Origin of the sequence: Saccharothrix sp. ST-888 (assembly GCF_000955975.1) — a bacterium.
In the GTDB taxonomy this organism is placed as follows: Bacteria; Actinomycetota; Actinomycetes; order Streptomycetales; family Streptomycetaceae; genus Kitasatospora.
In genome coordinates this window covers 35551-54380 of the sequence record NZ_JYJF01000023.1, presented here as the reverse complement: position 1 = coordinate 54380, position 18830 = coordinate 35551, and the positions used below count along the sequence as shown (strand labels likewise).

Annotated in this window: 19 protein-coding genes and 1 pseudogene; 11 read left to right on the top strand and 9 right to left on the bottom strand. The window is 70.1% G+C overall.

Going from position 1 to position 18830, the window contains the following annotated elements; translation table 11 throughout:
- The first annotated feature begins 10 nt into the window (after positions 1-10).
- Positions 11-460 carry an NUDIX hydrolase gene (locus UK12_RS11125; protein WP_197084746.1) on the top strand — a complete coding sequence of 150 codons (450 nt, stop codon included), beginning with the start codon at positions 11-13 and terminating at the stop codon, positions 458-460.
- Positions 461-949: 489 nt separating this feature from the next.
- Here the strand turns inward: UK12_RS11125 and UK12_RS45000 are convergent.
- The 6 genes and pseudogenes from UK12_RS45000 to UK12_RS11100 all read right to left on the bottom strand — a co-directional run.
- Positions 950-1069 (bottom strand): annotated as a pseudogene (locus UK12_RS45000) (IS110 family transposase); the annotation flags it as partial.
- Positions 1070-1443: 374 nt separating this feature from the next.
- Positions 1444-2004 carry a hypothetical protein gene (locus UK12_RS11120; RefSeq protein ID WP_045302418.1) on the bottom strand — a complete coding sequence of 187 codons (561 nt, stop codon included), beginning with the start codon at positions 2002-2004 and terminating at the stop codon, positions 1444-1446.
- Entirely contained in the window at positions 2001-2324 is a 324-nt protein-coding gene (locus tag UK12_RS11115) for an Ada metal-binding domain-containing protein (RefSeq protein ID WP_156178655.1), read from the bottom strand. The genes UK12_RS11120 and UK12_RS11115 overlap by 4 nt, the downstream gene beginning before the upstream one ends.
- Positions 2314-3036 carry a 2OG-Fe(II) oxygenase gene (locus tag UK12_RS11110; protein WP_197084748.1) on the bottom strand — a complete coding sequence of 241 codons (723 nt, stop codon included), beginning with the start codon at positions 3034-3036 and terminating at the stop codon, positions 2314-2316. Before UK12_RS11110 ends, UK12_RS11115 begins: the two co-directional genes overlap by 11 nt.
- A 14-nt stretch (positions 3037-3050) precedes the next feature.
- Entirely contained in the window at positions 3051-3554 is a 504-nt protein-coding gene (locus UK12_RS11105) for a methylated-DNA--[protein]-cysteine S-methyltransferase (protein WP_045302365.1), read from the bottom strand.
- Positions 3555-3573: 19 nt separating this feature from the next.
- On the bottom strand, positions 3574-4365 hold the full coding sequence (locus UK12_RS11100) for a 2OG-Fe(II) oxygenase (RefSeq protein ID WP_082119505.1): 792 nt from the start codon (positions 4363-4365) through the stop codon (positions 3574-3576).
- Positions 4366-4902: 537 nt separating this feature from the next.
- Between UK12_RS11100 and UK12_RS11095 the strand changes: the two genes are divergently transcribed.
- The 10 genes from UK12_RS11095 (at position 4903) to UK12_RS36500 (ending at position 15671) form a co-directional block, all read left to right on the top strand.
- Positions 4903-5856 carry a 50S ribosomal protein L11 methyltransferase gene (locus UK12_RS11095; RefSeq protein ID WP_082119502.1) on the top strand — a complete coding sequence of 318 codons (954 nt, stop codon included), beginning with the start codon at positions 4903-4905 and terminating at the stop codon, positions 5854-5856.
- 52 nt (positions 5857-5908) lie between these two features.
- Complete coding sequence (locus UK12_RS11090; protein WP_045302363.1) at positions 5909-7330, top strand: iron-containing redox enzyme family protein; 1422 nt, start codon at positions 5909-5911, stop codon at positions 7328-7330.
- Complete coding sequence (locus UK12_RS11085) at positions 7318-7653, top strand: Rieske 2Fe-2S domain-containing protein (RefSeq protein ID WP_082119501.1); 336 nt, start codon at positions 7318-7320, stop codon at positions 7651-7653. The genes UK12_RS11090 and UK12_RS11085 overlap by 13 nt, the downstream gene beginning before the upstream one ends.
- Before the next feature lie 105 nt (positions 7654-7758).
- Entirely contained in the window at positions 7759-9009 is a 1251-nt protein-coding gene (locus tag UK12_RS11080) for an ATP-grasp domain-containing protein (RefSeq protein WP_045302359.1), read from the top strand.
- Positions 9010-9136: 127 nt separating this feature from the next.
- On the top strand, positions 9137-10471 hold the full coding sequence (locus UK12_RS11075; RefSeq protein WP_052681802.1) for an MFS transporter: 1335 nt from the start codon (positions 9137-9139) through the stop codon (positions 10469-10471).
- On the top strand, positions 10449-11381 hold the full coding sequence (locus UK12_RS11070) for an alpha/beta hydrolase (protein ID WP_045302357.1): 933 nt from the start codon (positions 10449-10451) through the stop codon (positions 11379-11381). Before UK12_RS11075 ends, UK12_RS11070 begins: the two co-directional genes overlap by 23 nt.
- Positions 11378-12643 (top strand): ATP-grasp domain-containing protein, encoded by a 1266-nt coding sequence (locus tag UK12_RS11065; RefSeq protein WP_045302355.1) that lies wholly within the window; start codon positions 11378-11380, stop codon positions 12641-12643. Before UK12_RS11070 ends, UK12_RS11065 begins: the two co-directional genes overlap by 4 nt.
- A complete protein-coding gene (locus tag UK12_RS11060) occupies positions 12640-14001 on the top strand; it encodes a hypothetical protein (RefSeq protein ID WP_045302353.1) in 1362 nt (453 codons plus the stop codon). The genes UK12_RS11065 and UK12_RS11060 overlap by 4 nt, the downstream gene beginning before the upstream one ends.
- Positions 13998-14912 (top strand): alpha/beta fold hydrolase, encoded by a 915-nt coding sequence (locus UK12_RS11055; protein ID WP_197084745.1) that lies wholly within the window; start codon positions 13998-14000, stop codon positions 14910-14912. Before UK12_RS11060 ends, UK12_RS11055 begins: the two co-directional genes overlap by 4 nt.
- A gap of 90 nt (positions 14913-15002) precedes the next feature.
- A complete protein-coding gene (locus tag UK12_RS36500) occupies positions 15003-15671 on the top strand; it encodes a LysE family translocator (RefSeq protein ID WP_156178654.1) in 669 nt (222 codons plus the stop codon).
- Here the strand turns inward: UK12_RS36500 and UK12_RS11045 are convergent.
- From UK12_RS11045 to UK12_RS11035, 3 genes are all read right to left on the bottom strand, one after another.
- Positions 15634-16047 (bottom strand): 5'-nucleotidase C-terminal domain-containing protein, encoded by a 414-nt coding sequence (locus UK12_RS11045; RefSeq protein WP_045302351.1) that lies wholly within the window; start codon positions 16045-16047, stop codon positions 15634-15636. The two genes, UK12_RS36500 and UK12_RS11045, sit on opposite strands and share 38 nt — an antisense overlap.
- Before the next feature lie 87 nt (positions 16048-16134).
- Complete coding sequence (locus UK12_RS11040; protein ID WP_045302349.1) at positions 16135-17067, bottom strand: nuclease-related domain-containing protein; 933 nt, start codon at positions 17065-17067, stop codon at positions 16135-16137.
- Between the two features lie 292 nt (positions 17068-17359).
- On the bottom strand, positions 17360-18586 hold the full coding sequence (locus UK12_RS11035; RefSeq protein WP_045302347.1) for a 4-hydroxybenzoate 3-monooxygenase: 1227 nt from the start codon (positions 18584-18586) through the stop codon (positions 17360-17362).
- Positions 18587-18830 lie beyond the last annotated feature (244 nt).

Sequence of the window (18830 nt, the reverse complement as noted above, 5' to 3'; positions counted from 1 at the left end):
GCTCATATACATGAGTAACAGCACTCAGCAGGGACGGTCAACGCCGCTCCACTCGGTATCGGTGGCTGGCGTAGTCGTACGGGAAGACGGCCAGGTGCTGGTCATCCGGCGTGCCGACAACAACACGTGGGAGCCGCCTGGCGGGGTGCTGGAGCTCGGGGAGTCGGTCGAAGCGGGCGTTGCCCGGGAAGTCCGGGAAGAAACCGGTGTCGACGTGGCCGTGGAGCGACTGACCGGGGTCTACAAGAACATGACCCTCGGCGTGGTTGCTCTGGTGTTCCGCTGTAGCCCCGTGGGTGGCGCTCCGCGAACCTCGGATGAGTCAACCGAGGTTCGCTGGCTGCGAGCCGAGGACGCTCTCGCCAAGATGGGGGAGATGTACGCCATCCGGGTTCAGGATGCGCTGCACTCGGATGTACCCGCTGTCCGTGCTCATGATGGTCGTCAACTGGTCGCCTGACCGATTGGGCGCGGCGACGAGGTCCCCAGATATGGGGGTCAACCGCAGGTGGCCCGGCGAGCACCCGACCGTGATCCCCAAGGAGAGGCTTTGGCTGGTCCCGTTCGACCCGGGAGGATCTTGTAAAGCGTCGGTCGCCGATCCCGTAACCGCGCCAGCGGAAGGCGCCTCTGGGCGTGCCCCAGCTGTGCCCGATCGGAGAGGGAATCACGGGGAAAGGGGGATAGTCACGGTGGAGGTTGCCTGAGAACCGCAGCGTAACGACGCCGCAGGTCAGAGCAGTTGCCCCACGCCTTTCCTTGTAAAGCGGGGGTCGTCGGTTCGAACCCGACAGGGGGCTCTCTGTCCGGAGATCCACAGCACGTACGAAGGGCCGGCTCGCCGGGGTGATTCCGGGGAACTAGCCCTTCGCCGTTGTTCGAGCGGTGCGGGTCGTCAGGTCGGTCGTGCCACCGTCGTGCCAGAACCGGTTGGAGGATCTTCGTCCCCCAGCGCATTGCGGATGGCTTCGCCGGGCTTGTCGGCGATGGCCCGGTCGCGGTCGCTGACCAGGTCGGTGCGGCGGGTGGTGAGGATGCGCAGGTCGACCGCTATCAGATCCGGGGCACGGCCAGCTCCGTCTGCTCGTCGTCGCGACCCGATCCGGCAGGCGACCTTGCCGACGTAGTCCTACAGAGCGATCGAGTCGCACATCCCGCTTGGCGGTCGAGTCGTCGCGGGGCCACGGGCGGCCGTGTTCTCCGAGCCGTCCCATCCGCTCCTCCATGACAGCCATACCCAGGACCCCTGGGCCGACCGATCTTCCGAGTGAGCAGTGCGAACCCACGCCTGAACGGTAGGACTCCGTGATCATCCGGGCTCGTGCCCGCCCTGCCTCCGGGGCCGCCCGATGGACCACCACGCACCCACTGCCGGGCTCTCTGAGCGACACGGAAAGGGCGGCGGGGATCACACCTGCTCCCCGCCGCCCTACCTCCACGCGTTCACCGCCGGCGCGACCGAAAGCTGGTCAGCGAGCCGTCGCCGATCTCCCAGTAGCTGCCGTCGGCGCCCGCGCCGCGCACCCCGTCCAGGGTTCCGTGGCCCGCGAGAGCGACGGTGTGCTCCTGGGCGAGGGAGGCGAACCCGTACGTGCGGGCCGGGGCCCAGTCGGTGCTGTGCCGCAGTCGGCGGGCCAGCTGTGCCCAGCCGGTCCCCGCCGCAGCGATCACCCATACGTCCGGCTGCTGGGCGGTCAGCCGTCGCGCGGGCCGCAGCCAGGAGGCCGCGTGCTCGGGCCAGTCCACGACGGCCAGCACCACCCGGCCCGGCAGGGCGCACCAAGCCTCGGTGAATGCCCGCGCGGCGGTGCGGGACGCCTCGTCGCGGCTGTGGCCGAGGCAGACAGTCCGGGCCCGGGTCCGCCCGGCGGTGAGCAGGCCGATCAGCGCGGCGAGTTCGGCCTCCGTGTGCGGGCCGGGCGCGGGGAGGGAAGCCTCCGCGGTGAGCTCGGCCGGGCGGAGCAGCGAGGACCGGGAGCCGGCGGAATCCGGAGCGAGGTTCACGGCCGGCTCCTCCGTCGGACCGTCCACTGCCGGTACTCGGCGGGTAGGCAGACGGCGCACGGACGGTAGCCGGCGGCGATCGCGGTGGCCTCGTTCGCGAAGAAGACCCGGTGCTTGACGTATCCCCCGGCGGCGATCGCCCGCCGGGCGGCCGAGCAGTCCAGCCGTCCGTACAGCGAGCCTCGGCGGTGGCCGCCGAGGGTGCCCGGGCGGGTGCTGACGTAGGGAAGGCCGTCGGCGCCCAGCAGTGTGTAACTGCGGTCGGCCGCCGGGGAGTCGTGGTTCGCCGCCGGCGCCGGCGGCTGCCGCTCAGGCGTCATGGAACACCAGCCCCAGGGCGTGCCGACGCCCGGAGCGCACGGTGCTGACCCCGTGGCGGACCGGGCTCGCAGACCACCCCCGGGCCGAACGGACCGGGCGGTCGCGGGTGGTGAAGATCAGGCCGTGGCCCTGCTTCAGTGCCGTCGTGATCCCCCGGGACTGCGCGCGTGGACGCTGCTCCACGAGCAGGAACTCGCCACCGGTGTAGTCGGTGCCGTACTCGTCGAGACCGATCACGACCTGGAGCGGGAAGACGAGGTCGCCGAAGATGTCGCGATGCAGGGCGTTCCAGTCTCCGGCCTGGTAGCGCAACAGAATCTGGGAGGACTTGACCTGCCCGGCCCGATGGCAGCTGTCCAGCCACTGGGCGAAGCTCTCCGGCCAGGGTGCCGTTCGGCCGAGGCGCTCCGCCCAGAGGTGGCCGATGGCGCGCAGGTGCGGGTAGAACGCCTCGCGCAGCGCGCCCACGGGTTCGGGCAGGTCATGGGTGAAGTAGCGGTATTCGCCGGAGCCGAAGCGGTGGCGGCCCATGTCCACGGTGGTACGGAAGAGTTCCGGCCGGTCGTAGCACGCCACGATCTCCCGGCATTCGGCCGGTGTGAGGAGTTGCGGCGTCAGGGCGCAGCCGTACTCGTCGAGTTCCTCGGCCAGGGCCTGCCAGTCGGCTGTCGCCACCTGACGGGCCGGCCGGCCCGAGACGGAGTCGGTGATCACGGGCGTCCCCCTCACGCAGCCTGGATGGCGCCTTCGAGGGCGAGCAGGTGCCGCTTGGCCGGGAGGCCGCCCGCATAGCCGGTGAGCGAGCCGTTGGCGCCGATCACCCGGTGGCAGGGGCGGACGACCAGCAGCGGGTTCGCGCCGATCGCTGCTCCGACCGCTCGGACGGCCGCGGGCGAACCGGCCTGCTCGGCGATGCGGCTGTACGTCGTGGTGGTGCCGTACGGGATGGCATCGAGGGCCGCCCACACCCGCCGCTGGAAGTCGGTTCCACGGCCGGTGACTTCGAGGTCGAAGGTGGTCAGACCGCCGGCGAAGTACTCGCCCAGCCGCGCGGCGAGGCCGGCGAACGCCTGGTCGTCCCGGCGCCAGCCGTCCTGCACCTGGGCCCCGCCCTTCTGGCCGGGCAGCGACAGCGAGGCGAGCGCGATCCCGTCCGCCGTGGTCGTGGACTCCTCGCCCACCAGCAGCAGTTCACCCAGCGGACTGTCGGTGGTCGTGAAAAGCGTCATGATCTCTTGCTGTCCTCTGTCAGGTGGCGTTGTGGAAGATGATGCCCAGCACGTTGCGCCGTCCGGTCGCGACGGCGTTGGTGCCGTGCCGGACGGGGTGGCGGCGGAAGCCGTTCGTGCCACGGACCGGGCGGTGGCGGACCGGGAAGATCACGCCCTGGCCGCGGTCGGGCCTGACAACGATCGCACGGGACTGGGAACGGGGACGCTGTTCGACGAAGACGCTCTCGCCCCCCGTGAAGTCCGTGCCCGGCTGGTTGAGCATGACGGCGATCTGCAGCGGGAAGACGACGTCGCCGTAGACGTCCTGGTGGAGGCAGGCGTAGTCACCTTCGCCGTACCGCAGGATCAGCGGCGTGGGCCGCGTCTGGCCGTTGGCGGCGCACTCGGCCGCGAGCCCGGGCAGGGCGGTGGGGAAGGTCCGCTCGTTCAGCTGAGCCGCCCACTGGTTGGCCATCCAGGCCAGCGGCGGGTACAGGCTCTCGCGCAAGGTCCGCACGAGCGGCACGGCTTCGAGATCGGCGTAGTACTTGTACGTACCACGGCCGAAGCCGTACCGCTGCATCACCACGGTGGAGCGGAAGAGCCCCGGGCGGTCGAAGGTGCCGACGATCTCCGCACACTGCTCAGCGGTCAGCAGCGGCGGGGTGACCGCGATCCCGTCACGGCTCAACTCCTCATACAGCGAACGCCAGTTCAGCTCGCTCAGGCCGGGCAGGTCGGGCCGGTCGGCCACGTGCGGAGCGATCGGCGCCCTGGCCTCCCCGGCCGGCAGGTCGAAGAGCGAGAGGGCCGTGGCGGTGCTGTCCATGGTGTCGATGCTGGCCCGGTCCGGGCAGGGAGGCTGGCGCTTTTCGGACATCACGGTCTCGCCGCACTATCTGACAGAGTCACGGACAGATAATTCCCAGTAGCATCGAATGGCACAGAGAAATGGTGCAGCTGCGTCGAGCAATTGGCACCGGCGCCCGTTCGGCCACCCGTCCGGCCGACCAGATCTGGCACTCTCCCCTCGAAGCACCGGAGTCGCTCCCAAACGCTCCTGGAACTTCCTTGTCAGGTTGCCTCTCCTATGCTCTACTCAACCGGCGGGGGGGCACGGCCGGAATGGATCGCCGTCTGCGGGCCCCGTTCCCGATCAAAGTCAGCTGACTTTCCTTATCCCGTTTTGCCCAGTCAATCCACCTCTCAGTTGGGGGAGACAGTGCAAGGCAAGGTTGTCGACTATCCCGGCTCTGCCGACATTGCCGGAGAGTTATCCGAACCAACCGCCGCCGGTCGTGCCCAGAGTGGGGCGAGCCGACTTCTGCTCGCCTCGCTCCAGGCGAGTGCGGCCGAGATAGCCCGCATGTCGGCCGCTATCAACGAAACAGTCACCGCAGTCGTCAACGCATCGGCCCCGACCTCTCAGCTGGTCGGCAACCTGGCCCGGGATCTCATCCCGCGCTGGCACTTCGCGATGCTCAACGACATCGAGCGGAACGGCGCACTCGCCACCGCGGTGGAGCGCCAGGTGAAGCCCGGCGACCACGTCCTCGACATCGGCGCCGGTACCGGGCTGCTGGCGATGATGGCGGCCCAGGCCGGTGCCGCCAAGGTGATCAGCTGTGAGGCCAACCCGTTGATGGCCGAGATCGCCACCCAGGTGGTCGCCGCCCATGGACTGTCCGATGTGATCACGGTGATCCCCCGGAGGTCGGACGAGCTGGTCGTCGGCCGGGACATCGAGCGGCCGGTCGACGTGATCGTCTCCGAGATCGTCGACTGCGGCCTGATCGGCGAAGGCATCCTGCCCACCATGCGGCACGCCAGGGAGCACCTCCTGGCGCCCGGCGGCATTCTGATGCCGCCCTCCGCCCGCATCCACGGCGCGCTGCTGCAGTCGTCCGTCGTCGCTGGACTCAACCAGGTGCACAACGCCTGCGGTTTCGACATCGGCGTGATCAACTCGCTGGCCACCGTCGGGCACTTCCCGGTCCGGCTGCACACCTGGCCGCACACCATGCTCTCCGCCGCCACCGAACTGGTGAGCTTCGACTTCGTCCACGGCTCGCTCGACGACGGCAGCCGCCAGGTGGCCCTGACCGCGACGGCCGACGGCATCGTTCATGGCGTCGTCGCCTGGTTCGAGATGGACCTGGGCGCACGAGTGACCCTGCGGAACGCTCCGGACAACAAGAGCTCGCACTGGATGCAGGCGCTGATCCCGCTCGACCCGCCGGTACAGGTCACCGCCGGCCAGGCGGTCGGTGTCGATCTCCTCTGGCAGGACGGCCGGCTGTCGATCACCTCGGTCTCCTGACGGCGCCCCGAGATCTCCTGAGCATTCCCAACCGACTTGGAAAGGGTCGACGATGAGCCACGCACTTCCCCCCCACAAGCCGTTCGAGCTGACACCTGAGCGGCTCAAGGAATACGTCGTGCAGTACGCGACGAACCCGATTTACCTCGACAACGAGGAATGGGAGAACGACGACAACCCGTACCGTCGCCAGCTCCGGCCGCAGGTACTGCCGTACCTGGATTTCAGCCGCGTCCTGCCCCGCAGTGAAATACTCCACTACGAGGGCCTGGCCGCACAGAGAATACTCGCCGCCATTTACGAATCCGACCTCATGTTCCTGCCCAAGGCCGGACTCAAGGACAAGTGGGACGATTTCAAGCAGTACTACAGCCCGAGCAACCGCGCGCTCGGCGAGATCATCCGCCCCTCCCTGGAGAAATTCGCTTTCGGCTTCCTCGACCAGGAGGTCGAGGTCTCGGGCAAGTGGACGAAGGCCGAGCTGGAGACCTACCTCCGCGCGCTCGAAGACCGGGATCTGACCCAGCCCACGCTCTCCGAGATCGCGATCGAGAAGTCGACGGACCCGGTCCGGGCCGCCAAGACCTGGCTCATCCAGTTCGCGCCGGACTTCCTGTCCGAGGCCTCGCCGATGCTGCGGAACGTGCTCGGGTACTACGGCCCGGCCCAGTCCGAGTGGTTCAAGATCATCATCGACGAGTACGGCTACGGCGTCCACAAGACGAAGCACAGCCACCTCTTCGAGCGGACCCTGGAGTCAGTCGGGCTGCGTTCGGACGTTCACCACTACTGGCAGTACTACCTGAACAGCAGCCTGATGGTGAACAACTACTTCCACTACCTGGGGAAGAACCACGAGCTGTTCTTCCGGTACATCGGCGCGCTCTACTACACCGAGACCGCACTCGTGGACTTCTGCCGCCGCGCCGCGGAGTTGCTGACCAAGGTCTTCGGCCCGGATGTCGACGTCGAGTACTTCACCGAGCACATCGGCATCGACGTGCACCACGGCCGGATGGCGCTGGAGAAGCTGATCCTGCCGCTGGTCGAGGAGCACGGCGAGGTGATCATCCCCGAAATCGTGCGCGGCTTCGAGGAGTTCCAGATCATCTCGGACATCGCCGACCGTGACTTCGCGGACCAGATCGCCTGGATGGACAGCGGGCCGGCCAACAAGGAGCTGCACGCCCCGGTCTGGGAGGCCATCAGCAGCGGCAGGGTGACCCCGCCGGTGGCCAACATCGTCGAGCCCTATCGCGAGCTGTCCAACACCCACTGCCATGACGGCGACGAGCTGTGCCACATCGTCTCCGGCACCATGAAGTTCGTCGCCGGGTTCGAGTCGCACCAGATCCTGGAAGCCGGCGAGGGCACGGTGATCAACCGCAACCGTCTGCACGGCGCGATCATCGAATCCGAGGAGTGCGTCTACGAGATCCACTCGGTGGGGGACTACCGCGCATGCCTGTCGTGACCTTCGCGGTCGAGGGCCGCGACAACTGCGTGGCGATCGGCGGCTCCGCCTACGTCTACGCCCGTACGGAGCACGGCTCCTTCGTGCTCTCGGCCAACTGCCCGCACCGCGGCGGCCCGCTCAACCTGGCCGAGTTCGAGCCGGGGCGCAGCCGACTGGTCTGCCCCTGGCACGACCGGGCCGCCTCGGTGACCAAGGCGATCAAGGCCGGCGTGCCGGCCGTCCGGCACGGTGACCGGGTGACCGCCGTGCTGCCCGACCACGACGGAGCCGGGTACACCCTCGAACACCGCCCCATGTCCGGAGCCTTGGCGCGCTGCTGAGGGACCGACCCGCAGGGCGCACCACTTTGACGAACCATCAGCCAGCAGGTCGGGCCCGCCGCCCGGCCTGCTGGCTTGCCGCCGCCGCAACACCAGGAGAGACCGATGACCGACCCGCTCAGCCCGGGCGACGCAACCGAGAAGCCACTGATCATCCTGGTCAGCAGTGGCTACCACCTCTACCGTGAATACCTGCTCGACCTGGTGGCCGGTGCCGCACAGGTCTGGCTCTTCCTGACGCAGGAACCGACCTGGGAGAAGCGCTACATCGCCGGCTTCACCGTGGTCGACACCCTGGATGTGCCCGCCATGCTGGCCGCCGCCCAGGAGCTGACCGGCCGCCGCAAGGTGTCCGGGGTGCTCTGCTGGGACGAGGTCCGGATGGTGCAGACCGCCGAACTCCAGCAGGCTCTCGGCCTGCCCGGCACGCCGCCGGAGGCCGTCGGCCGCTGCCGGGACAAGCACCAGACCCGCGCCGCGCTGGCCGCCGCCCAGGTGCCGCAGGCCGCCTCGGTCCTGGTCTCGTCGCTCGAGGAGGCCGGCGCCGCCGCCGCCGAGATCGGCTACCCGGTCATCCTCAAGCCCCGTGCCCTGGGTGCCAGTTTCGGGGTCAACGCAGTGACCCGCCCGGAGGACCTGGCGGCCGGCTATGCCGAGGCCAGGGGCGCCGAGGAGGACGGCGTGCCGTACTTCGACGCAGGTGTGCTGGTTGAGGAGTACCTGACCGGTGAGGAGATCAGCGTGGACACCGCGCTGGTCGACGGTGAACTGCTACCGCTCTTCGTGGCCAGGAAGATCAGCGGCTTCGACCCCTACTTCGAGGAGATCGGCCACACCGTCGATGCCGGCGATCCACTGCTCACCGACCCCCGGTTGCTGGATGTGCTGACGCAGGCCCACCGGGCCACCGGCTACCACACCGGCATCACCCACACCGAGCTGCGCCTCACCTCCGACGGCCCCAAGGTGATCGAGATCAACGCCCGGCTCGGTGGTGATCTGATCCCCTACGTCGGCTCGGTCGCCACCGGCGTCGATCCGGGCCGGGTGGCGGTCGAGGTGGCCACCGGGCAGCGCCCGGACACCACCGTGATCCGGGACGGAGTCGCCGCGGTCCATTTCCTCTACCCGGAGGCGGACTGCACGGTGGCCGAGGTCCTGGTCGACGAGGCCGCGCTCGCCGGGACCGTCAACGCCCACGGCGTGCTCGCCGGCCCCGGCCAGGAGCTCCTGCTCCCGCCCGCCGGTCACGTCACGAGCCGCTACGGCTACGTCGTCGTCGAGGGCGAGTCGATGGCTCACTGCGAACGGGCAGCGGCCGCCGCCCGGCAGGCCATCACCCTGCGGACGCGCTGAACCAGCGCCCGCGGCGCGGGAGCCGGACCAACGATCTGCCCGCCGTGCCCCCTCGGCAGGGCTTGTCATCGGATTGAGGAGACACACACATGGAGACGTCTTCGGCCGGACGCCCGGCGGCGGCCTCATGACCGCCACCAACGACGCGAAGCAGGAGGAGGCGCTGGTCGAGGTCGAGGAGCCGCCCGCCAACGCTCCTACGGCCCGGCGGGACTTCGGCCTGCTGTGGGCCGGCCAGTCGGTGAGCCTGTTCGGCGACCAGTTCATGACCCTGGCTCTCCCGCTGCTCGCCGTCACGGCGCTCGGCGCCTCGCCCGCCCAGGCGGCCCTGCTCAAGTTCGCGCTGTTCCTGCCGTTCCTGCTGCTGGGTCTGCAGGCCGGCGCGATCGTGGACCGGCTGCCGCGACTGGCCACCATGATCGGCGCGAACGCCCTGCAGTTGGTGGCCTTCGGCGCGATCTGGCTGCTGGCCGCCCTCCACTCGCTGTCCTTCGTCACGCTGCTGATCCTGATCACGCTCAGCGGCTGTGCCGTGGTGTTCTTCCAGGTCGCGTACACCTCGTACCTGCCCAACCTGTACCGCCACCCCAAGGATCTGCACCGGGGCAACGCCCGGCTGGCGCTCTCGGAGTCCACCTCCCAGGCGCTCGGCCCGATGGCGGCCGGCCCGGTGATCGCGCTGCTGGGTGTGGTCCTCGGGATCGCGGCCGACACGGTCGGCTTCGCCGTGTCGGTGCTCACCCTGCTGCTGATCAAGCACCGGGAGCCGCCTCGCGAGCGGACCGTCCGCGAGCGCGGCTGGATGCGCAAGAGCGTCGGCGAGGGCCTGCGCTTCGTCATCCGCCACCCGGTGCTGCAGCCGATCATGACCTGCGGAGCCACCTACACGTTCTTCCTCACCATGGTCATGACCAGCCTGGTGCTCTACTGCCGCAACGAACTCGGCCTCTCGCCCCAGTGGATCGGTGTGGTGGTGGGCGCGGCCGCGGCCGGTTACCCGATCGGCAACGTGATCTCCGCGAAGCTCGGCGAGCGGATCGGCTACGAGAAGGCCCTGGCCGTCTCCGCCGCCATCTCGGTGGCCGGCATCGTGTCCATGCCCGCCCTCGGCTCGATCGGCGGCGTGGCCGGCGTCTGCGGCCTGATCTTCGGTTCCATCTTCCACTGCGTCGGCGAAGGATCGTACTCACCGACCTCATTGACGCTCCGTCAGCTCATCGCGCCGCCGGAGATGCTGGCCCGGGTCGGTTCGGTCCAGCGCTTCCTGATCTGGGGCATGATCTCGCTCGGCAGCCTCGCCGCCTCGATCGCCACCGCACTGGTCGGCCTCACCGGCGCCATGTGGATCGGCGCCCTGGGCACCGTGCTCTGCCTCCCGGCGCTGCTCCGCAAGGGCATGCGCACCGCCGTCTTCAGCACCGTCGTACCGAAGGAGAACAATGCAGTACGCGCCGGGAATTGAGGAGTTCGTCTCCCGCAGCAACAAGGCGATGCCGCCGGACTTCTACCTGAAGCCGGTGGCCGAGCAGCGGGCGCTCTATCTGGGCCTCGGCCAGGAGTTCCCGTACGAGCTGCCGACCGGGGTCGACATCCAGGACGACTCCGTGGAGCACGAGGGCCGGCGGATCCCGCTCCGGGTCTACCGCCCCGCCGAGCGCAAGGGCCGCGGGGTGCTGCTCTACATCCGCGGCGGTGGCTTCGTGGTCGGCTCGTTGGAGACGCACAACACCGTCGCCGCCGAGCTGGCCGCCAACTCGGGCCTCACCACCGTCGCGGTCGACTTCCGGATGTCCCCCGAACACCCCTTCCCGGCCTGCCTGGAGGACTGTTACGGCGCCCTGTCCGGCGTGGTCGCCGAGGCCGAACGCCTCGACATCGACCCCGCGCGGGTGGTGGTCTGCGGCGACAGCTCCGGCGGCAACATGTCGGTCGTGCTCTGCATGATGTCCCGGGACCGCCAGGGCCCGAAGATCGCCGGTCAGGCCCCGATCAGTCCGGTGCTGGACTTCTCCCGCTGGCGCGACGGCGGCGAGGACGCACCGCTGCTCACCGGTGGCGAGATGGAGTACTACACCGCCTGCTACTGCCCGGACGCGAAGGACGTGCTCGACCCCTACGTGTCGCCGCTCGTCCGTGGTGAGTTCCACCAGCTCCCGCCCGCCTACATCATGGGCGCCGAGCTCGACTCGCTGGTGGTGGACTCGACCACGTACGCCGACCTGCTGCGGCAGAACGGCACCGAGGTCGAGCTGGTGGTCGAGCCCGGTCTGGTGCACGCCGCCGTGCGGGCCCGCCAGCTCTCGCCGAACGTGATGGACGCCTGGCTGCGCTACTGCGCGGCCGCCGCCCGCCTGGCGGGGGTGACGCAGTGACCCTCGCCGCCCCTGCGGGCCCGGCGGTCATCGTCGACCCGTTCTCCTCCGGCGGGCTGTACGCCCCCGCCTTCAAGGAGGCCGGAGTCCCGGTGGTCGCGGTGCTGTCCAGCCCCGACATGCCGGAGGTCTACCGGGCCTCCTTCCACCCCGAGGACTTCCCCGAGGTGATCACCTACGACGGCGACTTGGACGCCGTCGTGGCCAGGCTGCGCGAGCTGGCCCCGCGGTGTGTGCTGCCGGGCGCCGAGTCCGGCGTCGAGCTGGCCGACCTGCTCGCCGAGCAGGTCACCGAGGACCAGGCCAACGTCCCGGCGCTGCGGGCGGCCCGCCGGCACAAGTGGGAGATGGCCGAGGCGGCGCGCCGCGCCGGTCTGCCGGTGATCCGGCAGATCTGCTCGGACGACCCGGAGGAGGTCGCCGCCTGGATCGAGCGCGAGGGCCTGCAGGGCCGCGATCTGGTCGTCAAGCCGCCGAAGAGCGCCAGCACCGACGGGGTGACCCGGGTCCGCGACGACTGGCGCGAGGTCTTCGAGGCCCAGCTCGGCCGACCCAACCAGTGGCGGATCATCAACGACCGGATGCTGGTGCAGGAGTTCGTCACCGGCAGCGAGTACGTCGTGGACATCTTCAGTCACGACGGCAGGCACACGGTGACCGACCTCTGCCGCTACACCAAGGTGGACAACGGCGAGCACATGGCCGTCTACGACGCCATGGAGTGGGTCGCGCCGGACGAGCCCGAGGTCGCCGAACTGGTCGACTACACCCGGACTTTCCTGGACGCGGTCGGTTTCCGGTTCGGCGCCGCCCATGTCGAGGTGATGCTCACCGAGCACGGCCCGCGGCTGATCGAGCTCAACGCCCGCCCGCACGGCGGCGGCCAGCCCCGGTTCTGCCGGGTCGCCACCGGCGACAGCCAGATCGACCGGGCCGTACGGCACTTCACCCGGGCCGGCGAGCTCCCCGAGCACTACGAGCTGCGGAACGCCACCCTGGTGGTCTTCCTGATCAGCCGGGCCGCCGGCATCGTGCGGAACGCCGAGAGCCTGGAGGAGATCGGCAAGCTGGCCACCCACCACGCCCATCTCGTCGGAGTCGCCAACGGGGACCGACTGGAGGTCACCAAGGATCTGCTGAACACCCTGAGCCTCGGCTTCGCGGTGCTCTCCGGGCCCGACCGGGAGCAGATCTGGGCCGACTACCAGGAGGTCCGCCGGATCGAGGCCAGGCTGATCGTCACCGAGGAGCCCGTCGAATGACCAACCGCGTCACCGAGCGCTACCTGCAGGAATGCCTGGCGGACGGCAGCCGGCTGCGCGCCGCGATGCGGGAGGCCGACCTGCCGCCCGCGCTCTCCGCCGCCTCGGGCCAGCGCCTGTTCCCCCGGCCGCTGTTCCTCGAGGAGCGGGAGATCCTGGCCTTCGCCGACGACGTCATCCAGGTCTTCGAGCTGCTCACCTCGCTGCCCGCCCGACTGTTCGACGGTGACCTCGAACGCTACTGCGCGGCGCTCGCCGTCAACGAGCGGCGCACCAGGCTGATCACCCGCCTCGGCGGGGCCAAGCCGCCGCAGTACGGGCGCGCCGACATGTACCACGACGGGACGGCCTTCCGGCTGCTGGAGTTCAACATCGCCAGCGAGCTGGGCGGGGTGGACCGGGCCGGTGAGATCCCCCGACTGCTGCTCGGTGTCGAGTCCTTCGCGCAGTTCGCCAAGGAACACGAGCTGGACTTCACCGACACCGGGCGCATGATCGCCGAGACGCTGCGCGCCGCGGGCGCCCCGATCGCCGCCGGCCGGGAGCCCGTGGTGGCACTGCTGGAGGCCCCCGGCGGCCTGGCCGGCTACGGGGACTCCTGGCGGGCCTTCGAGGAGCTGATGCTCGGTTTCGGCCTGGACTTCATGCTCGGCGAGATCAGCGACGTCACGGCCGAAGGCGACCGGGTGCTGCTGAACGGCCGGAAGCTGGACGTGGTGCTGCGCTGCTACTCGGCCGACGAGATCCTCGCGGTGCCGGACGGCGAGGCCCTGGCCGAGCCGGTCTTCCGGGCGCACGAGGCCGGCACCCTGGCCCTCTGCACGCCGATGGAGTCCAACCTCTTCAACAACAAGGCCTGCCTGGCGATGCTCTCCGACCCGCGGGCCCGGAGCAGCTTCGACGCCGCCGAACTGGCCGTCATCGAACGGGTGGTGCCCTGGACCAGGGCCATCGGCGGGACCTTCGCCGCGCCGTCCGGCGAGCTGGTCGAGGAGTGCATGGCGCGCCGGACCGAGCTGATCCTGAAGCCGAACGCGCGCTACGGCGGGTCCGGCATCGTGGCCGGCTGGGAGGTCGGCGAGAGCGCCTGGCGCCAGGCACTGGAATCGGTCGACGCCGCCGGTGCCATCGTGCAGGAGCGGGTGGTGCCGAGGTCCGAGCCGGTGGTCGACCCGGAGACCGGCGAGCTGGAGGAATGGCAGGCCGCCTGGGGGCTGTTCGTCACCCCGCAGGGCTACGCCGGCAGCTACGCACGGGCGTTGCCCGCCAACGAGAGCGCCGTGATCGGCATCGGCGCCAATGCGATGACCCGCACCGCTGGGGTCTTCACGTACCAGGACGGAAAGGGGCTCCGATGACGAGTCAGCAGAGCGGGACCAGCATTCACCACCCGGACGGACGGCACTACGAGGTGCGCGGCCACCGGCTGTGGGTGGAGACGGAGGGCAGCGGCGACCCGGTCCTGCTGCTGTCCGGCCTCGGCCCGGCCGGTTCGCACCTGGTCTTCCACCCGTTCTTCTCCGCCCTGGCCGAGGACCACCAGGTCATCTACGTGGACCTCCACGGCCGCGGCCGGTCGGATCACCCCGACGAGCTGACGGACCTCACCTTCCGCGACGACGTGGCCGATGTGGCCGCGCTGATCGAGGAGTTGGGCCTGGGCCCGGTGCATGTCTACGGGTTCTCCTACGGCGGCCTGCTCGGCCAGGCGCTGGCCCTGGACCACGGGCACCTGGTCCGGTCGCTGGTGCTGGCCAACAGCCTGCACAGCCCGGAGATGTGGCAGCTCAACCACGCCAACATCAACCGGGAGCTGGCCAACCAGGCGCCCGAGGTCTGGGCCCGCATCCAGGAGCTCCGCGCCCAGGGGTTGCCCTCGACCGGCCCGGAGCTGCGCGAGCAGTTCGCGGCGGCCACCAAGCTGGTCCGGTTCTACCACCCGGACAACGCCGCCCTGCTGCTCAACGAGCCCGGTGCCCGCAACATGGAGCTCTACCCGGTGTTCGTCGGGGCCGACGTGGACTTCGTGATCGGTGGCGAGGTCGCGCGGATTCCCGACTTCCGGCCCCGGCTGAAGGAGATCACCGCGCCGACGATGGTGCTGGCCGGCCGCTTCGACCGCGCGCTCTACCCGCAGCTGCAGCGGGAGTTCGTGCTGCACGCACCTCAGTTCCAGTTCCACGTACTGGAGCGCAGCGGATCGTTCGGCCATGTCGAGGAGCCGGAGACCGTGTTCGCACTGCTGCGGGAGTTCTGGAAGGCCGGCTGAGCACTGCCGTGCCGGTGTCCCGACTGCGGGCACCGGCACCGGCTGCCCGCAGTCGTCCTGCTGAGCCGTTCCGCACCGTTCCCAAGGGGCTTGAAGAATGTTCCTCCCGCGATGATCAGCGGCGTCTTCCTGGCCAGCTCGCTGCTGGTCATCATCACTCCAGGGCCGGACGCCGCCCTGATTGCGCGCCTGGCACTCGGCACCCGGGGCCGGGTCGCGCCGCTCTCCGCCGCCGCCGGGATGATCACTGCGGGCGGTCTGCAGGCGACCTTCTCCGTCCTCGGTGTCTCGCTCCTGCTGACCGCCGACAGCGGGCTCTTCCTCGCGGTGCAGTGGGCCGGCGCCGCGTTGCTCTGCTACTGGGGCGTGCGGGCGGCGAGCAGCGCCCTCCGCCCGCCTCCCGCCGATCCCGGCGCGGCGACGGCGGGACCACCGGAGACCGTGGGCCGGTGGCGCGCCTACCTCAGGGGCCTGGCCTGCACCGGTACGAATCCCAAGGTGGGCCTGTTCCTGCTGGCTTTCCTCCCGCAGTTCGTCCCGGCCGGCCAATCGCCCGGGCGCTCGATGGCCGTCCTCAGCGTGGTGTACCTGACTCTCGGCTCGTTCTGGCTGATCACCCTCACCGAGGGGGTGGTCCGGATCGGCGCCCTCGCGGACCGGCGCTCCTCCGGCGGCCGACGCTCCCTGCTGCGCTGGGTGGATCTCGGCCTGGGCCTGGTGTTCATCGGCTTCGGCATCCGCCTGGCCCTGGGCCGGTGAGTCCCCCGGCCCGGGGCGCTGGTGCGACGTGGGTACTACCCGCCGTCAGTCCTGGTCGCTGCCGACGCCGATGATCTTGATGCGGGTTCTGCGCCGGGAGGGTCGGCGGGGTGCCCGGCTTGCTGTTGGTGCCGAGGTAGCCCGTGAAGAGGTCCGGGTCGGAGGGGCCGACGAGCCTGTCCGTGCCGGCCGCAAAGGCGGGGAAGCCGTCGCCGCCGCCGGCGAGGAACTCGTTGGCTGCGACGCGATAGGAGGCCGCCGGGTCGATCAGGGTGCCGTTCAGCTTGATCGAGGAGACGACGACACGGTCGGCGCCCTTCTTGTTGACGTCGAGCGTGTAGGTCAGCCCGGCCGAGGGCTGGAGGACCTTCGGCATCTTCGGGTGCCGGCCCTCTGTGCTGTCCGGGGGCGGCGGTGTGGTGGCTGTCGCCGTAGCTTGGTGGTCTGTCCGAGGCGGGCCGGGTCACCGGCTGCGCGGGCGCCTGCCCAGTCGGCTCCACACGTACCGGTGGCGGGCCACCGCGTAGATCTGCTCCAGCTGACCCGGTGTGAGGACCGGCGGCCGGGAGGGCAGGATCACGGCGATCTGCTCGCCGTCGATGACGTCCACCGTGGGTGCGCTGGCGGCGTGGGTGATCTTCCGCGTGCCGACCAGCGCGATGACCGGGCGAACGGGTACGTCGAACCCGCACCAGTGGGACAGCAGTTTTGCCGTTCGGCCGGCCTCGAACTCGGAGTTCTGCAGGTACGGGAGGCCGCTCCGGTTGACCTTGATGGCACCGTCGCCCACCCACACCGAGGCGTCGGGGTGGTGCTTGGAGTTGACGGTGAAGACGCCCGGCGGACCGATGACCACGTGGTCGATGTCCGATCCGGTCGGTAGCGGAATCCCGTGCAGTACCCGCCAGCCGGCGGGCTTCAGCCGCTCCAGGCAGGCACCGACGGCCCTCTCGCCGTCCAGGCCCTTGAGGATGCTGGGGTCTCCCAGGCGCTGCCCCGTGAGTCTGGCCGCGAGCCGTACGACCCGGTTGTACTGCTTCTGGCTCTCTCTGAGCATGCCCTCCATGCCGGCGCCGGGCTGGTTGCCGGCAAGGTCGTCGGCGCTGGTGAGGGGCGGCAGTACGGGTGAGCCGACCGGGGGACGCCGAGTCGGGACCGGCGTGGGCGGCGGCGCCGTCCCGCGTCGCACCACGCGCGGCGGGATGGTCCTCCCGCAGGTGTGGCACCACGACTCGATCAGCGCGAGTGCGGCGGCTTCGCAGCCGGGATCGTCGATCGTGACCACCCCGGTCTGACAGTCGAGCCACGCGACCGAATCCCCGCGCACCCCGGGCCGGTTCACGTACAACCGGTCCTTGCCCGGCACCCGCCACGGCTTGACCGTCAGTTCCTCCATGCCGCCCCCTCATGCGCATCGGCCCTGACCCGAGATCAGCATGCCCAGTGCGGCAGCGACAAGAACGCGATCAGCCAAGCGGCGGCGCACCCGGTGCGGGCGGCGGGTCAGGACGTCGGGCGCGGACGGAACGGATGAGTGGAAGTTCTCGCCGGGAGTTCGGCCGTCTGCCCGCAGGTGTGGCGCATTGCCTTGGTCCACCGTGAGTAACCAGCCTGCTGAGCAGCTGAGTTAGACCGGTGCAGCGCCGGTGCCGCACATGCCGGGCGCTCCCGTTCTGCGGGAACAGGAACTACCTCCGGTCCGCAGCTTGGGGCCAGGAGGCGGCCGGGGGGTCGAACGGGCCCACGTAGCTGTCCGAGAACATCGCCGTGTACGGGGGCGAGTACCGGAGTTGAGCCAGCCGGGACAGCTGGAGCCGGTGCATGAAGGCCGAGTCGGGCTGCCCGGCCGCCGGGCTGTGCAGCAGGTGCAGCAGCCAGTGCGAGAACTCCTGGGCCTGCCAGATCCGCGGCAGGCAGGCGGCGGAGTAGCCGTCGAGGACGCCGGTGCCCGCGCCGCGGTAGTGGGCGAGCAGCCTGGCCGCCAGCTCCGCGGCGTCGGCGATGGCCAGGTTCATGCCCTTGCCGCCGGCCGGGGTGATGATGTGCGCGGCGTCGCCGAGCAGGAAGAGCCTGCCGTGCTGCATCGGCTCGACCACGAAGCTGCGCATGTCCAGGACGTTCTTCTCGGTGATCGGGCCCGGCTTCAGTTCGGTGTCCGTCAGGCCGAGGCGGCGGTGCAGCGCGGGCCAGATCCGCTCGTCGGGCCAGTTCTCCGGCCGGTCGCCGACCGGGCACTGGAGGTAGAAGCGGGTCACCGACGGCGTACGCAGCATGTGGCCCGCGAAGCCGTCCTCGTGCAGGGCGTAGATGACCTCCTCGCCGACCGGTGGGGTCTCGGCCAGGATGGCGAGCCAGCCGAACTCGTGGTCCTTGGCGAAGGTGTTCAGCCTGCCGGCGGGCACCGCCTGCCGCGACACCCCGTAGAAGCCGTCGCAGCCCGCGACGAAGTCGCACTCGATGTCCAGCGGTTCCGCCTCGTCCGGCTCGCAGCGCAGGACCGGCCGGTCGCCGTCCAGGCCGTCCAGGTCCACGGCCGGGTGGGAGAAGAGCAGGGTGCCGCCGCCCGCGAGATAGGCGGCCACCAGGTCGCGGACCAGGAACTGCTGCGGGTACACGTGGTGGGAGCGCTCTGCGGAGAGGTCCCGGTAGCGGACCGAGAAGCGCTCGCCCCGATGGCGGAATTCGCAGCTGCCGTGCTCCTGGCCCTCGGCGAGCAGCCGGTCGGCGAGCCCGTGGTCGGCCAGGAACCCGACGGTCCGGTGGTCGATCAGGCCCGCCCGGGCGCGCGCCTCGACGTAGGCACGGGTCTGCCGCTCCACCACGACGCAGTCGATGCCGGCCTGCTGCAGGACGTTGGCCAGGGTGAGTCCGGCCGGGCCGGCGCCCACGACGGCCACTCGCGTGCGAAGACGCATGGTTCCCCCAGGTCCGAGCGCGCCTACGGCTGCCGGGTCGCCGCAGCTGTGGCACGCCCCGTCCAGGATAGCCACGGGTGCAGACCGGGGCAGGTGATTGAGCCATCACCTGATGATCCTTCATCTTCCTTGCTGATGTGGTGATTTGGCGATCGCTGCCAGCCTGACGGGGGTGGCGGCGGCGGGGGCGGTGAGTGCTAGCCTGACCGAGCGGTCAGTTGGCTGACCAATCGGTCAGGCTGCG

What these genes read in the sequence shown, in the direction of transcription:
- UK12_RS11105 (WP_045302365.1), bottom strand. Translation starts at nt 3,554, where the DNA reads ATGACGCTTTTCACGACCACCGACAGTCCGCTGGGTGAACTGCTGCTG.
- UK12_RS11070 (WP_045302357.1), top strand. Translation starts at nt 10,449, where the DNA reads ATGCAGTACGCGCCGGGAATTGAGGAGTTCGTCTCCCGCAGCAACAAG.
- UK12_RS11095 (WP_082119502.1), top strand. Translation starts at nt 4,903, where the DNA reads ATGTCGGCCGCTATCAACGAAACAGTCACCGCAGTCGTCAACGCATCG.
- UK12_RS11045 (WP_045302351.1), bottom strand. Translation starts at nt 16,047, where the DNA reads ATGCCGAAGGTCCTCCAGCCCTCGGCCGGGCTGACCTACACGCTCGAC.
- UK12_RS11060 (WP_045302353.1), top strand. Translation starts at nt 12,640, where the DNA reads ATGACCAACCGCGTCACCGAGCGCTACCTGCAGGAATGCCTGGCGGAC.
- UK12_RS11085 (WP_082119501.1), top strand. Translation starts at nt 7,318, where the DNA reads ATGCCTGTCGTGACCTTCGCGGTCGAGGGCCGCGACAACTGCGTGGCG.
- UK12_RS11040 (WP_045302349.1), bottom strand. Translation starts at nt 17,067, where the DNA reads ATGGAGGAACTGACGGTCAAGCCGTGGCGGGTGCCGGGCAAGGACCGG.
- UK12_RS11075 (WP_052681802.1), top strand. Translation starts at nt 9,137, where the DNA reads ATGACCGCCACCAACGACGCGAAGCAGGAGGAGGCGCTGGTCGAGGTC.
- UK12_RS11035 (WP_045302347.1), bottom strand. Translation starts at nt 18,586, where the DNA reads ATGCGTCTTCGCACGCGAGTGGCCGTCGTGGGCGCCGGCCCGGCCGGA.
- UK12_RS11100 (WP_082119505.1), bottom strand. Translation starts at nt 4,365, where the DNA reads ATGGACAGCACCGCCACGGCCCTCTCGCTCTTCGACCTGCCGGCCGGG.
- UK12_RS11115 (WP_156178655.1), bottom strand. Translation starts at nt 2,324, where the DNA reads ATGACGCCTGAGCGGCAGCCGCCGGCGCCGGCGGCGAACCACGACTCC.
- UK12_RS11080 (WP_045302359.1), top strand. Translation starts at nt 7,759, where the DNA reads ATGACCGACCCGCTCAGCCCGGGCGACGCAACCGAGAAGCCACTGATC.
- UK12_RS11055 (WP_197084745.1), top strand. Translation starts at nt 13,998, where the DNA reads ATGACGAGTCAGCAGAGCGGGACCAGCATTCACCACCCGGACGGACGG.
- UK12_RS11090 (WP_045302363.1), top strand. Translation starts at nt 5,909, where the DNA reads ATGAGCCACGCACTTCCCCCCCACAAGCCGTTCGAGCTGACACCTGAG.
- UK12_RS11125 (WP_197084746.1), top strand. Translation starts at nt 11, where the DNA reads ATGAGTAACAGCACTCAGCAGGGACGGTCAACGCCGCTCCACTCGGTA.